This is a genomic window from Bartonella henselae str. Houston-1, from assembly GCF_000046705.1.
Taxonomy (GTDB): domain Bacteria; phylum Pseudomonadota; class Alphaproteobacteria; order Rhizobiales; family Rhizobiaceae; genus Bartonella; species Bartonella henselae.
This window is the reverse complement of record NC_005956.1, coordinates 271,118-285,359: the sequence shown is the minus strand read 5'-3', so window position 1 is coordinate 285,359 and position 14,242 is coordinate 271,118. Positions and strand designations below refer to the sequence as shown.

At 38.3% G+C, this 14,242-nt stretch carries 11 protein-coding genes; 6 read left to right on the top strand and 5 right to left on the bottom strand.

Annotation, left to right across the window (positions count from 1 at the left end; genetic code table 11):
• The first annotated feature begins 154 nt into the window (after window positions 1–154).
• A complete protein-coding gene (pnp, locus tag AYT27_RS01080) occupies window positions 155–2,356 on the top strand; it encodes a polyribonucleotide nucleotidyltransferase (protein ID WP_011180161.1) in 2,202 nt (733 codons plus the stop codon).
• 71 nt (window positions 2,357–2,427) lie between these two features.
• On the top strand, window positions 2,428–3,426 hold the full coding sequence (locus tag AYT27_RS01075) for a class I SAM-dependent methyltransferase (RefSeq protein WP_034447520.1): 999 nt from the start codon (window positions 2,428–2,430) through the stop codon (window positions 3,424–3,426).
• Between the two features lie 19 nt (window positions 3,427–3,445).
• Here the strand turns inward: AYT27_RS01075 and hslU are convergent, their stop codons facing one another.
• Entirely contained in the window at window positions 3,446–4,756 is a 1,311-nt protein-coding gene (gene hslU / locus AYT27_RS01070) for an ATP-dependent protease ATPase subunit HslU (protein ID WP_011180159.1), read from the bottom strand.
• A complete protein-coding gene (hslV, locus tag AYT27_RS01065) occupies window positions 4,757–5,338 on the bottom strand; it encodes an ATP-dependent protease subunit HslV (RefSeq protein ID WP_011180158.1) in 582 nt (193 codons plus the stop codon).
• A gap of 203 nt (window positions 5,339–5,541) precedes the next feature.
• On the opposite strand from hslV, the gene AYT27_RS01060 reads away from it, so the two are divergent.
• The 4 genes from AYT27_RS01060 to AYT27_RS01045 all read left to right on the top strand — a co-directional run bounded on the left by AYT27_RS01060 (window position 5,542) and on the right by AYT27_RS01045 (window position 10,037).
• Complete coding sequence (locus AYT27_RS01060) at window positions 5,542–6,531, top strand: asparaginase (RefSeq protein WP_011180157.1); 990 nt, start codon at window positions 5,542–5,544, stop codon at window positions 6,529–6,531.
• Between the two features lie 169 nt (window positions 6,532–6,700).
• Window positions 6,701–7,645, top strand: a complete 945-nt coding sequence (coaA, locus tag AYT27_RS01055) for a type I pantothenate kinase (RefSeq protein ID WP_223396458.1) — start codon at window positions 6,701–6,703, stop codon at window positions 7,643–7,645.
• Between the two features lie 19 nt (window positions 7,646–7,664).
• Complete coding sequence (locus AYT27_RS01050) at window positions 7,665–9,032, top strand: leucyl aminopeptidase family protein (RefSeq protein ID WP_011180155.1); 1,368 nt, start codon at window positions 7,665–7,667, stop codon at window positions 9,030–9,032.
• A gap of 141 nt (window positions 9,033–9,173) precedes the next feature.
• Window positions 9,174–10,037 (top strand): C40 family peptidase, encoded by an 864-nt coding sequence (locus tag AYT27_RS01045; RefSeq protein WP_011180154.1) that lies wholly within the window; start codon window positions 9,174–9,176, stop codon window positions 10,035–10,037.
• Window positions 10,038–11,244: 1,207 nt separating this feature from the next.
• Here the strand turns inward: AYT27_RS01045 and mutT are convergent.
• The 3 genes from mutT to AYT27_RS01030 form a co-directional block, all read right to left on the bottom strand.
• Window positions 11,245–11,658, bottom strand: coding sequence for an 8-oxo-dGTP diphosphatase MutT (gene mutT, locus AYT27_RS01040; protein WP_011180153.1), 414 nt, complete (start codon window positions 11,656–11,658; stop codon window positions 11,245–11,247).
• Between the two features lie 134 nt (window positions 11,659–11,792).
• On the bottom strand, window positions 11,793–13,025 hold the full coding sequence (gene argJ, locus AYT27_RS01035) for a bifunctional glutamate N-acetyltransferase/amino-acid acetyltransferase ArgJ (protein ID WP_011180152.1): 1,233 nt from the start codon (window positions 13,023–13,025) through the stop codon (window positions 11,793–11,795).
• 114 nt (window positions 13,026–13,139) lie between these two features.
• The gene (locus AYT27_RS01030) at window positions 13,140–14,093 is read right to left on the bottom strand and encodes a peptidylprolyl isomerase (protein ID WP_011180151.1); all 954 of its coding nucleotides are present in this window, start codon (window positions 14,091–14,093) and stop codon (window positions 13,140–13,142) included.
• Between the last annotated feature and the right edge of the window lie 149 nt (window positions 14,094–14,242).

Below are 14,242 nucleotides of genomic sequence, written 5' to 3'. Positions count from 1 at the left end.
TGCTAGTTGCTTCGCGTTTTAAATTGCGATTTATTCCTCTCTTCTCGCGAAAAGACAGAAGTGTCTTGTTATCCTGCCCATAGCTTTAAAATATGCTACTCAAAACCAGAATGTGACCACTAAAAATGTGAACACTGGTCATTAAGGATAAAAAATGTTCAAAACACACAAGATAGAAATTGAATGGGCAGGCAGGCCACTAACCCTTGAGACAGGGAAAATAGCGCGTCAAGCTGATGGCGCAGTCATTGCTACCTACGGTGAAACTATTGTCTTAGCAACCGTGGTATCAGCAAAAAGCCCCAAACCAGACCAAGACTTTTTTCCACTCACCGTTAATTATCAAGAAAAATCCTATGCTGTTGGTAGAATCCCCGGTGGTTATTTAAAACGTGAAAGCCGACCAAGTGAAAATGAAACTTTAATTTCACGTTTAATTGATCGTCCGATTCGCCCCCTCTTCGCTGACGGTTATAAAAATGATACACAAGTCATTGTATCTGTTATACAGCATGATCTTGAAAATAACCCAGATATTCTCGCAATGATTGCATCTTCTGCTGCATTAACTCTGTCAGGTGTTCCTTTCATGGGCCCCATTGCCGGAGCTCGTGTTGGCTATTGTAACGGACAATATATTCTCAATCCCCATATCGATGAAATGTCCGAATCAAAACTCGATCTCGTTGTTGCCGGAACAGAAAATGCTGTATTGATGGTTGAATCAGAAGCTCAAGAATTGCCTGAAGACATCATGTTGGGTGCCGTTATGTTTGGACACAAAGGTCTTCAACCTATTCTTGATGCTATTATCAAACTTGCCGAAGTTGCTGCAAAAGATCCACGCGATTTTGTTCCCGAAGATCTCTCTGATCTCGAAACAGCTATGCTGGAAATGGCCGAAAAGGATATACGAAAAGCCTATACAATTACCGATAAACAGGAACGTTACGCTGCACTTGATGCACTTAAAACAGAAATCATCAATAAATTTATGCCAGAAACAGAAGAAGACTGTAAATTTAGTGTAGATCAAATTGCAACCGTTTTCAAACAGTTGCAAGCAAAAATTGTTCGCTCAAATATTCTTGATACGAAAAAGCGTATTGATGGACGCGACCTTTCAACAGTACGTCCCATCCAATCGGAGGTTGGTATTTTACCCCGAACACACGGATCGGCACTCTTTACCCGTGGAGAAACACAAGCAATTGTCGTTGCAACACTAGGAACCGGTGAAGATGAACAATATATCGATTCTTTAACGGGTATGTATAAGGAAACATTCCTCCTTCATTATAATTTTCCACCATTTTCAGTGGGTGAAACAGGACGTCTTGGCTCTCCTGGTCGCCGCGAAATCGGGCATGGTAAACTGGCGTGGCGTGCCATTCATCCTATGTTGCCAAGTAAGGAATCCTTTCCTTACACCATTCGTGCTGTTTCAGAAATCACTGAATCCAATGGATCTTCTTCCATGGCAACAGTTTGCGGAACTTCCCTTGCTCTCATGGATGCCGGTGTTCCTCTGGCACGTCCCGTTGCAGGTATTGCCATGGGCTTGATTAAAGAAGGTGAACGTTTTGCTGTGCTCTCTGATATCTTAGGAGATGAAGATCATCTTGGAGACATGGATTTTAAAGTAGCCGGAACAGCAAATGGTATTACCGCCTTGCAAATGGATATCAAAATTGATGGTATTACCGAAGAGATTATGAAAATCGCGCTTGAACAAGCCAAAGGTGGTCGAATCCATATCCTTAATGAAATGGCCAAAGCTTTAACCAGTGCACGTGCTGAACTCAGTGAATTTTCTCCACGCATCGAAGTTATGAACATTGCTGTTGATAAAATTCGCGATGTTATCGGTACTGGCGGTAAAGTTATTCGAGAAATCGTTGAACAAACTGGAGCAAAAATCAATATCGAAGATGATGGAACCATTAGAATTGCTTCTGCCGATGCCAAAACTATTGAAGCAGCAAAACGCTGGATTCATTCGATTGTTGATGAACCTGAAGTTGGCGTTATTTATCAAGGAACAGTTGTAAAAACTGCAGAATTCGGTGCATTTGTAAACTTTTTTGGCTCACGTGATGGGCTTGTGCATATCTCTCAACTTACAACAGAACGTGTCACAAAAACAACAGATGTTGTTAAAGAAGGCGATAAAGTTTGGGTTAAATTAATGGGTTTTGATGAGCGTGGTAAAGTTCGCTTATCAATGAAAATCGTCGACCAAAAGACCGGTAAAGAAATTATTGGTGAGGATTCGATAAAAGCAGAACAAGAAAAATACACAGAGGAAACACATAAATCTGAAAACAAGCGCCGTCGTAAGAAAAAAGAAGAGTAAACTTCTCCTTTTTTCATGAAATTAAATGCCATCCCAAATTGGAATGGCATTTTTCTCTAAAAGAGCCACATGTGTTATTATTTTTACCTTTTGAAAAGTATGCACTTCCCTATCCTGATCCAAGCCAATCTTGGTTAAGTTTTGGTTTAACGGAAATCCCTGTTCCAGAATGGACAAAAAACTTAGAAATTATAACGCCTTGGCGACCAGATTTTTTAAAATTTGCTAACGCTCAATTTCGCTGTTCTCCTGAAATCAATCAAACTTGCACCCATGATGGTGCACTTTTGCAATTAAGCAAATATCGTGGTTTTAACCAAAATTGTTTTCTTGATTTACTAGAACGCGTTAAACCTGGTGGATGGATCATTATCGGTGGAAATAAAACGAGTGGTGCTGACTCAATGATGAAATGGGTCAAAAAAATTGTACCCATCACCAATAAATTTTCCAAAAATCACGGTCTTGTCTTCTGGATTCAAGTTCCACAACAAATAGAAAAACAAAATACTGCACAATTGCGTTCACCACCGCTCACTTTTGAAAACAAATTTCAAACCACTTCTGGCATGTTCTCGCACGGTCGTATTGATCCAGGATCTGCTGTACTTGCTTCGCATATGTGCAAAACTATTTCTGGAAAAACTGCTGATTTTGGTGCTGGTTGGGGCTTCCTTTCTCACGCTGCACTTGAAAGAAGTGAAAAACTCACTGCTCTTGATCTTTATGAAGCGGACTACAACGCTTTAAAAGCAGCCAAACAGCACCTAAAACACATAACAACTTCTCTTCCAATCCATTTCTATTGGCATGATCTTGTGCATGAACCAATCACAAATCTCTATGATACAATCATTTCAAACCCACCGTTTCACACACAACAAACTACAGATGTCTCATTAGGACAGCATTTTATTATCAATGCTGCAAAATACCTAAAGCCCGGTGGTAATCTTCTTCTTGTTGCTAACCGCCACCTGCCTTATGAAACATTGTTAAAGAGGCTTTTTCGCACGGTATTGATATATGAAAAAGCCCATGGCTTTAAAGTTATTGAAGCATACCGGTAGATAAAAATAAGCGTTCACTTTAGAGAATAAAACGGGAAAGATCGACATCCGCGGCAAGATCACCTATAGATTTTTTGACATAAGCAGCATCAACTTTAAACGAGGTTCCAGCTTTATCAGGTGCAGTAAAAGAAATCTCATCCAAAACGCGCTCCATTACCGTTTGTAAACGGCGTGCCCCTATATTTTCAATCCTTGCGTTTAAATCCACAGCAATATCTGCTAAAGCATCAATCGCATCATCGGTAATTTCTAAATGAACCTCTTCCGTTGCCATTAAAGCAATATATTGCTTAATCAGACTGGCTTCAGGTTCGGTTAGAATACGTCGTAAGTCTTCCCTTGTTAAAGGATTTAATTCCACGCGGATGGGCAAACGACCTTGAAGTTCTGGCAATAAATCAGATGGCTTGGAAACATGAAACGCACCTGATGCAATAAAAAGGATATGATCTGTTTTGATTTGCCCATATTTTGTGGCAATTGTTGTTCCTTCAACCAAAGGTAAAAGATCTCTTTGAACGCCCTCACGCGAGACAGCAGCACTTGCGCCCCCATCTCTGGTCGCAATTTTATCAATCTCATCGATAAAAACAATTCCGTCATTCTCAGCAACACGAAGTGCTTCTTGAATAATTTGATCCTGATCAAGGAGTTTTTCAGACTCATCATCAATAAGTGGTTTAAAAGCGTCCTTTACTGTTGTTTTGCGAACTTTTGTACGATTCCCCATCTTGCCAAAAATTTCTGACAAATTCATAATTCCCATTTGTGCACCAGGCATACCAGGAATATCAAAGGTCGAAGTACTATTACTGTTATTATCAGAGACTTCAATTTCAATCTCTTTTTCATCCAATTCACCGTCACGCAATTTTTTACGAAAACTCTCACGGGTAGCGGGACTTGCTGTCTTACCAACAAGGGCATCTAAAACACGCTCTTCAGCATTAATATGAGCCTTTACTTTTACTTCATCCCGTTTTTTTTCACGTACAAGAGAAATGGCAATCTCAACAAGATCACGAATAATTTGCTCAACATCACGCCCCACGTAACCAACTTCAGTGAATTTAGTTGCCTCTACTTTAACGAAAGGCGCTCCAGCAAGTTTTGCTAATCGACGCGCTATACCCGTTTTACCAACACCTGTTGGTCCTATCATCAAAATATTTTTGGGCATAACCTCATCACGCATCGGACCATCAAGCTGTTGTCGACGCCATCGATTGCGCAGCGCAATAGCCACAGAACGTTTTGCATCACTTTGGCCAATAATAAAACGATCAAGTTCAGAAACAGTCTCTCGAGGGGAAAATACAACACACATTCAAATAGCTTTCTCTAAAGAAGATAATTCTGCATCCAATGTTTCAATTGTGAAATGATCATTGGTATAAACACAAATTTTAGCGGCAATATTCATAGCTTTACGAGCAATGGTTTCTGCATCCAAATCCATATCTATGAGGGCCCGCGCAGCCGAAAGAGCAAAATTGCCTCCAGAACCAATTGCCATAATACCGTCTTCTGGTTCTAAAACATCACCAAGTCCTGTTAAAGCTAACGTTATTTTCTTATCAGCTACAAGCATCATTGCTTCAAGACGACGCAAATAGCGGTCTGTTCGCCAGTCTTTTGCAAGTTCTACACAGGCACGCATGAGCTGATCAGGATATTGCTCAAGCTTCGTTTCTAATCTTTCCAGCAAAGTGAAAGCGTCCGCTGTAGCACCTGCAAAACCAGCAATAACTGCTCCACTCTTCCCAAGGCGACGCACTTTGCGTGCATTGCCTTTCATAATCGTCTGCCCAAGAGAGACTTGACCATCACCGGCCATTACGACTTTACCACCTTTTCGTACAGTAATAATAGTTGTACCATACATTATGTCTGGCTTATGTTCTGCCATAAGGAAACTCCTTACTATTGACTTCTCTTCATTAAATGTAAAATCTAATCACTCTTGTCTTTTATTTAAGAACATATAAAGCAAAACACAATGATTAAGAAAAATTCAATTTATTGGAATAAAAAAAAGATATCGTTGTTGTCAATGCAAATTGTTGCTAAATAACTTTATGTAAATAGTTTACGCCTTTTAGAGGAAAAATCATGAAAAAAATAGCCATAGGGACATTGGGTGGAACAATTGCAATGGCTGCTGACAATTTGGGTCAAATGCAACCGATTTTAACTTCAGATATACTGATCAAAAGTGTTCCTGATTTAGATAGCGTTGCTGATATTCATGCTCAAACATTAATACAAATACCAAGTGGCTCTTTATCTTTCAAAAGTCTTTTTGAAATTATAGAGTGGGCAACACAACAAATAAAAGCGGGGGCAGAAGGTATTGTTTTAACCCAAGGTACCGATACAGTGGAAGAAACAGCTTTTTTTCTTTCCCTCTACTGGAATAAAGCCGAACCACTTATTGTAACTGGTGCTATGCGTCTACCTCATGAAGCAGGTGCTGATGGACCAGCTAATATTTTGGCCGCAACCCGTGTCGCTGCTCATCCACAAAGTCGAAATAGAGGTGTTTTAGTTGTAATCAACGATACAATTCATTCACCTTATTGGGTCCAGAAAAGCCATACCATCAAAATTGAGACATTTCAGTCAAGTCCGGTAGGTGTTCTAGGCATTATTTTGGAAGGAAAACTGATTTATTTTACTGATCGAAATTTTTTTCCAACAACTTTTGATCTTCCCAAAAACTATGATCACCAAGTTGCAATTCTATACTCTTCTCTATCCTCTGATACACAGTTAATGAAATTCTGCTTTGAAAGTGGCCATTATGCTGGAGTTGTTATTGCAGGTTTTGGATCAGGACACTGCAGCTTTGAAGAAGCAGATATCGTGCGACAATATACACAAAAAATGCCAATCATTATCGCTAGCCGTACCTACACTGGCCCTACAACCCGCAAAACTTATGGCTATAAAGGTTCAGAAGTCGATATGATTGCTTCTGGCGCCCTCATGTCTGGTTATTTATCAGCACTAAAAGCACGTTTACTTTTATGGGCTTTTTTGGCACAAGGGCTCTCATTGGAACAAATTAATGCACATTGGGATGACTGGACTATAAGCTAAAGATTATCTATCTTAAAGAAGAAAACATGCAAAATAAAGTTCATTTAAATACAAAAGGGCCTGCCTGTCTATCCTTAATCAATTACTTCGGCAAAAAAATTCTCGACTAATACAAATGATTGATACAATTCTCCCAAAAATTAATCAGGAAGATAATTTAGTCAAATCGATTTCCGATCGATATTCGCCCTATCGTGTCTTTACTGCACAAGAATGGTCTCAATTTCGTGCAGATACACCGCTTACTTTGACCTTTGATGAAATCAAACGTTTACGCTCAATTGATGATCCAATTGATCTTGAAGAAGTGCAACGTATTTATCTTTCTTTATCACGTTTGTTATCATGCCATGTTGAAGCTGTACAAGAACTTTTTCACAAGCGTCAACAATTTTTATATCAAGAAGGAACGAGAAAAACTCCTTTTATCATTGGAATTGCTGGCTCTGTTGCAGTAGGAAAATCAACTACCGCTCGTATTCTACAAGAACTTTTGAAACGTTGGACTTCCAGTCTTAAAGTTGATTTGATTACAACGGATGGTTTTCTCTATCCTAACGCTGTTTTACAGCAAAAAAATCGTATGAATCGTAAAGGATTTCCAGATTCCTATGATATTAAGAAATTACTGTGCTTTCTTTCTGCTATAAAAGCCGGTATTGGTAATGTACGTGCCCCACTTTATTCGCATATGATTTATGATGTTTTAGAAAATCAAACAGTTACCATTGATCGTCCCGATATCTTAATTGTTGAAGGGATTAACGTGTTACAAGTCAATGACCTCCCTAAAGACGGTAAAATTATTCCTTTTGTTTCAGATTTTTTTGATTTTTCAATCTATGTAGATGCTGAAACAGAAGTCATTCGACACTGGTATTTGGAACGTTTTAAACGTTTGCGTAAAACAGCTTTTCAAAATCCTAAGTCCTATTTTCATCGTTATGCACTCATGCATGAAGAAGAGTCCTTAAAAATCGCTGAAAATATCTGGCAAACAATTAATTTGAAAAATTTACAAGAAAATATATTGCCAACACGACCACGGTCTAATCTCATTCTACGCAAGGGAAAAAAACATTTGGTTGAATATGTGGCACTTCGACGACTATAGACTATAAAGGTTTCTAAATATGCATTTACATCACATTCATTTTACTTCAACACGTATTGATAATAGTTGTCCCATATTTTTGGTAAACCAGAGAAGTCTGGCTGATTTATCGCTTGATGCATCAACAACAGCATGGATAAAAGTTAATGATTTCACTGGTAAAGCAGGGCAAATACTCTTCATTCCTCACGAAACAGGGCATTTAAAAAAAGTTCTCTTTGGACTTGGTAATGGTGATGAACCTTTTATCACAGGGCTTCTCGCTAAAAATCTTCCTGCTGGAAATTGGCACCTAGAAGGAACTGCCTCTCATGAAATAAATAACTATCTTGGTTTGGCATTCGGAAGTTATCAATTTAACCGTTATCGTCAAAATTCTTCTTCAAAGTCCTTATCATTTTACGTTAACGATACGGTTGATCTCAATGAACTTAAACGAATTTATGAAACTGTCTTTTTTGTTCGTGATCTCATCAATATTCCTGCCAATGATATGAACCCCGATATCCTCGAGAAAGAAACACGCCATCTGGGAAAAACCTACGGTGCTGATGTCCAAAGCATTTGTGGAGATGAACTTTTAACACATAATTTTCCAATGATCCATGCCGTAGGACGAGCTAGCAATACTGTACCACGACTCATTGAGTTACATTGGGGGCAAGAAAACCACCCTAAAATAACGTTGGTTGGCAAAGGCGTAACCTTCGATACTGGAGGACTCGATATTAAATCAGCCAATAATATGTTGCTCATGAAAAAAGATATGGGAGGAGGTGCACATGTTTTGGGGCTGGCTAAACTTATCATGGATGCCAAATTACCCTTTCGTCTGCGTGTTTTAATCCCAGCTGTTGAAAATGCAATTTCCGCCAATGCTTACAGACCAGGCGATATTCTCAAAAGTCGTAAAGGTTTAAGCGTTGAAATTGGCAATACAGATGCGGAAGGGCGACTTGTCCTTGCCGATGCGCTCGCCTATGGTGATGAAGAAAGTCCACAATTCATGCTTTGCATGGCAACTTTAACAGGAGCAGCGCATATAGCGTTAGGACCAGAGCTTCCCGCATTTTATTGTAATGATTCAGTATGGGCACAACAAATTTCTCAATCTGCACATTCTGTTTATGATCCTCTTTGGCAAATGCCACTTTGGAAACCTTATGAGGAAATGTTATCATCACCAATCGCTGATCTTAACAATATAACTGGAAATAACTTTGCTGGCTCCATAGTCGCAGCTTTATTTCTGAATTCTTTTGTTGAAAAAACTAAACATTTTGCGCATTTTGATCTTTATGGATGGGTTCCAAAAGAAAAACCAGGCTTTCCTGTTGGCGGTTCAGCACAAGCTATCCGTGCTCTTTATAACCTCTTTAAAAATTAAGCTTGACGCAAAATGTCCACAAAGATGGATAATTCTGGAGCTTCAGGAGCGATTGCCTATCACCTTGAATTTGCTCTGCGCTTCCTTTGAAGATAAAATTGTATAGATACAGTTTTGATAAATCTGTTTAAAGGTTAAAAAATGCTCTCTAAAGATCCAAGATTATATGCATTCAGAGATGATCTAGCAGATAAACGGTTCGAAACAGAAATTACGGCTCAACGCTTTATTCAAGGTGAAAAAAAACGTGTTAACACAGCTGTCGCTGGACTGTTTAAAGAAAATAACAAAAAAAGTGAAAAACAAACAGAATGCTTATTAGGAGAAGAACTTCTCATCTTTGAACAAGGGAAGACCATGTCGTGGGGGCAATCTCTCAAAGATGGTTATGTTGGTTATATTGATACAACAATTCTTTGTACATCAGCGATAAAACAGACACATATCGTTTCAGTACCACGTACTTTTCAATATTTACAAGCTGACTTGCGTGGACCAATGGAATATCCCTTATCCATGGGAAGCAAAGTCAGTGTTGTAGATGAAACTGAAGTGCGTGGCACAATCTATGCTATCCTTGAAAGTGGGAAAGCAATCATTACACGCCATCTTAGTCCCATTGGGCGCGTGTATGAAGATTATGTTACAGTTGCCGAAACTCTTATCCACACACCTTACCTGTGGGGAGGTGTCAGCGGCTTTGGAATTGATTGCTCAGGTCTCGTTCAGCTCTCTATGATGATGACTGGCAAAATGGTTTTGCGTGATACAGATATGCAACAAAAAACCATAGGAAGAGTACTTACAGACAGTGATAAACTTAAACGAGGTGATTTGGTTTTTTGGAACGGCCACGTTGCCATTATGATTGATCATGAAAATATCATCCACGCAAACGGCTACTCTATGGACGTTATGATTGAACCATTAGAAGAAGCAGTGACACGTATCGCTAAAAAATACCAATATCCCATAGAAAAACGTCGACCAATTCAAGAAATGTAATACATGCTCTTCTATAAGCATGATGGATAAATACCCTCCGCTGTTAAATTCTTCCATGAATACATGGCAAACTCTTAAAATAATAATTGCGGACTACGGCTCATTGCTGATCATTATATGAATGAAAAAGCTTTCTTCACAAAGTTATTTATTGTCGACAGGGCTCATCACTTGATCTTTTCTTAAATCTCATATTCACCGTTCATTCAAAAAAAACTTTTATTAATATTTACGTGTTTTTTTAGATATTTTGGAAACGAGCTCATTCAACTACTGAAGAGCTTTGATGAAAACATCGCATGTTATATGCAAGGTATTGATTTAAAAATAAATCATCATTACACATATCAAATCAGATTTTTTCATATTGCCATATTTCATTGTTTCAAACATTCTTACTCTGAATCAGAAAAAACTGTTCAATGAGTGATCAATAAAGGGGTAATAGATAAACGGAGGAATATATTCATTTTGGAAAAAGATGAATTATAAAATTATTGCTCAGCTTCACAGCTCTCAAAAGTATTTAGAGCAAATCTCTTTTAATTTAAATAATGCAAATTGCGCAGTGTCTTACATTTTTGTTTTTCACGTTCTTTAATGGAATAGAGGATCTGCTTGAATATCTTCCACACCATTGTATTGCGTATTCACACAATTGTTTAGATATCTTTACTTTCGCCTAATCTGCTATCTGAGTGTTGTCTATAAATGTATCATGCACAATCACTATACAATCATTTTTATGTTCATGAAGTTATAAAACAGCCTGATCATTTTTAATTTACCCTTAATGCTATTCTTTCTCTTACATTTAAACAGTTGATGAATCATATGTTTCATCCCTTCTAAAACTCTACTTTTCAAATTTAAAGGCTCCCTATTTTATAAACCTATCCCAATCACTTTTTATTGATCACTCATGGCACAATTTTTCTGATTCAGAGTGTTTGAAATAATAAAATATGACACCAAAAGTCTGATTTAATATGTATAATAATAATTTATGTTACAAATCGATTTCTTGTCGCATAAATGCAATACGATGATGATTAAACAGTTGGTCACGCAAAAAAAATCTCTAATGACAACCACACTGCTTTTTCTTCGAAAGAGCCCTCTCGAATCTTTCCTAACATCAATATTACGATACAAATACCCCTTTATTTGGCAGCAGTATTGCCTTCTCATACACTCATTAAATAAATTAAATAAAGAAATTTTTTAATACCTGAACTAATGGCTTATCAGCTTCAGGCATAGGATATTTATCAAGATCGTTAATAAAAATCCATTTTAAATTTTGTCCTTCTCGTCCTTGTGCAACCCCCTTATAATGGGAGCAAAAATACAATGGCATTAAAAGATGAAATGTTTCGTAGCCATGGCTCGCAAATGTTAAGGGGAATAAATTATCTGCCTGAACGTGAACACCAAGTTCTTCTTCTAGTTCACGAATTAACGATGCTTCCGGAGTTTCACCTTGCTCAACCTTTCCACCAGGAAACTCCCACAAACCAGCCAGTGATTTTCCTTCAGGACGTTGTGTCAACAAAACACGATTATCTTGATCTAATAATGCGCATGCAACAACAATAAGAAGTGAACTTTTTATAGGCATAGCGCTCTCCACCCGGGATAATAAAAATAACTGTCTCTTCTCTCATCCCCCTACTTCAAGATGAAAGAGTTCAAATACTTAGTTCTCTGCTAAGAAACATACAGATATCCAATGTCAAATTTATGGTGCACCAATTAACTTCTGTAATCGCCATTGATCATAACGTATTCTTTCGTTAAATCGCAAGACCAAACAGTGGCTTTACCAGTACCTAAGCCAATATCAACACGAATTGTAATGTGTTTATTTTGCATATAAGCGCCTATTTTCTCTTCACAATATTCAGGATCTCGTTCACCATTGATCGCCAAACGATGTTCACCAAACCAAATCGTTAACAAATCACGGTCTACTTCAACACCTGCTTTACCAACTGCCATAACCACCCGTCCCCAGTTAGCATCTTCACCAGCAATAGCTGTTTTTACAAGTGGTGAATTTGCAATTGATAGAGCAATAATCTTCGCAGTATTGTCTGTTGTAGCACCAATCACATGAACTTCAATTAAATGACGCGCCCCTTCACCATCACAAACAACTTGTAATGCAAGCTCATGTAAAAGCGCACGCAATTGTTTTGAGAATACCTCATAACGTGGATCAGTTTTACTTGTGATGCAAGGAAAACTTTCTTTTCCTGTTGCAAACATCATGAGGGTATCTGATGTTGAAGTGTCACTATCCACAGTGATCGAATTAAAAGATTCCTGAACCGCTTCTGATAACATGGATTGGAGCATCTGCGAAGAAATGGCTGCATCACTCACCACAAACGAAAGCATCGTTGCCATATCTGGTGCGATCATACCAGCACCTTTTGCAATACCGTTAATGGTAATAGTTTCTCCCCCACAATCAAATCTGCGCGTAGCAAGCTTTGGAAATGTATCCGTCGTCATAATGGCTTTTGCAGCCTCCAACCAATTTCCTTCTTTTGCTGTCTTAGCCATACTTGGTAAAAGATTTACAATACTCGATGCCTCCATCGGCTCACCAATAACACCTGTAGAAGCTATAAAAATCTCATTTTTTTTAACCTTTAAAGCATTCGCAGCAGCACATATTATTGTATCTACTGTTTGCTTTCCTTTGCGTCCCGTAAAAGCGTTTGCATTGCCAGAATTAACAACAACACCTCGAGCAACTCCATGAGGAAGTGATATACGACAATGCTCTACAGGAGCAGATGGGCATTTTGAGCGCGTAAAAACACCTGCCACACTTGCTGACTTATCAAATACGATAAAAAGAAGATCCGTACGATCTTTATATTTAATCCCAGCTTCAGCTGTTGCTATCCGCACACCAGATAATGAAGGAAGCTCCTGTATATTTTGAGGAAACAAACGAGATATTTCTAAAGCCACACTATGCTTTCCACGACAATAGATGAAATGACCGCCGATAAATGCCCTGTGTCAAACAACTGCTAGGCTTTTTGAATAAAACCAATCTATCAAATCGCCTAGCTTTCAAAGATGCTATTCTGCTTCTTCTTCATCGGATGTCTCATCCGAAAGCGGCGCTTCATTTTGATTAAGCGATTGCATGAGTTTTGTAACATTAGGATCAGGATATTTTACATCTATCTTTTTACGCAAATCAGCAATGAGTTTTTGGTAGCGCTCTTTTATCAGTTGTGTACGCAACATCTCTTTCACATCATCAAATACAGGAGGTTGTTTTACACGGCGATCTTCTATCTTGATAATATGCCAACCAAATGGACTTTCAACAGGCTTTTTTGTGTATTCGCCAACTTTCAAACCAAACGCAGCATCTTCAAAAGGCTTTACCATTTGACCATGACTGAAATAACCAAGATCGCCACCAACAGCAGCTGAACCATCTGTTGAATTCTTTTTTGCAATCTCTTCAAAACTTTCCCCCTTGTTTAAACGCTTAATGATAGCTTCTGCTTCTTTTTTCGTTTTGACCAAAATATGACGTGCTTTAACCTCATCTTCTTTGGGTAAAGCAGCAACTTCCTTTTTATAAAGTGTTTCCAAATCAGCATCTGAAATCTGATCAACAACTGTCTGTTTAAAATAAAGCTGCTGAAGAACATTGTCACGCATAACTGCCATACGTTTATTGTAAGTTTCACTCTTATCGATACCTTCTTTAATTGCCGCTTTAGCAAGCGCCAGCATATCCAAGTAAGCTTTTAAAACTGTTATACGGCGTTGTTCATCAGAAAAACGTGCTAAACCAGGATTTATTTCGAGAGCTAACTCATCTAATTGCCCTGCTGTAACTTCCTTCCCATCAATAACTGCCATAACATGAGAAGGAGCAACCGTTTTTTCAGAAGCTTTCTCCAAAGTCTTTAAATCATTCGACACAGACTTCACGCCTTCTTGGGCCATCACCCCTAAATTCGTGCTTGCCAATAAAGTTGATGTCAAAAACAGCGTGATAAAATTAAATTTCATAAATATACTCCTTAAGAATGAACGCATGTTCAAGATCCCAATTTTTTATCTGTAGCATTTTAATCTCTAAACATAGATAAATAAACTGATAATTTTGTTCAAAAAAACATAAACTTTTTTCTTTTCTCAGACTATCCTTCCCTACCTCA

Excerpts from the sequence above, each read along its gene's own strand:
- AYT27_RS01045 (WP_011180154.1), top strand. The coding sequence starts at position 9,174 with ATGCTCTCTAAAGATCCAAGATTATATGCATTCAGAGATGATCTAGCA.
- AYT27_RS01050 (WP_011180155.1), top strand. The coding sequence starts at position 7,665 with ATGCATTTACATCACATTCATTTTACTTCAACACGTATTGATAATAGT.
- hslV (WP_011180158.1), bottom strand. The coding sequence starts at position 5,338 with ATGGCAGAACATAAGCCAGACATAATGTATGGTACAACTATTATTACT.
- AYT27_RS01030 (WP_011180151.1), bottom strand. The coding sequence starts at position 14,093 with ATGAAATTTAATTTTATCACGCTGTTTTTGACATCAACTTTATTGGCA.
- hslU (WP_011180159.1), bottom strand. The coding sequence starts at position 4,756 with ATGTGTGTTGTATTTTCCCCTCGAGAGACTGTTTCTGAACTTGATCGT.
- pnp (WP_011180161.1), top strand. The coding sequence starts at position 155 with ATGTTCAAAACACACAAGATAGAAATTGAATGGGCAGGCAGGCCACTA.
- mutT (WP_011180153.1), bottom strand. The coding sequence starts at position 11,658 with ATGCCTATAAAAAGTTCACTTCTTATTGTTGTTGCATGCGCATTATTA.
- AYT27_RS01060 (WP_011180157.1), top strand. The coding sequence starts at position 5,542 with ATGAAAAAAATAGCCATAGGGACATTGGGTGGAACAATTGCAATGGCT.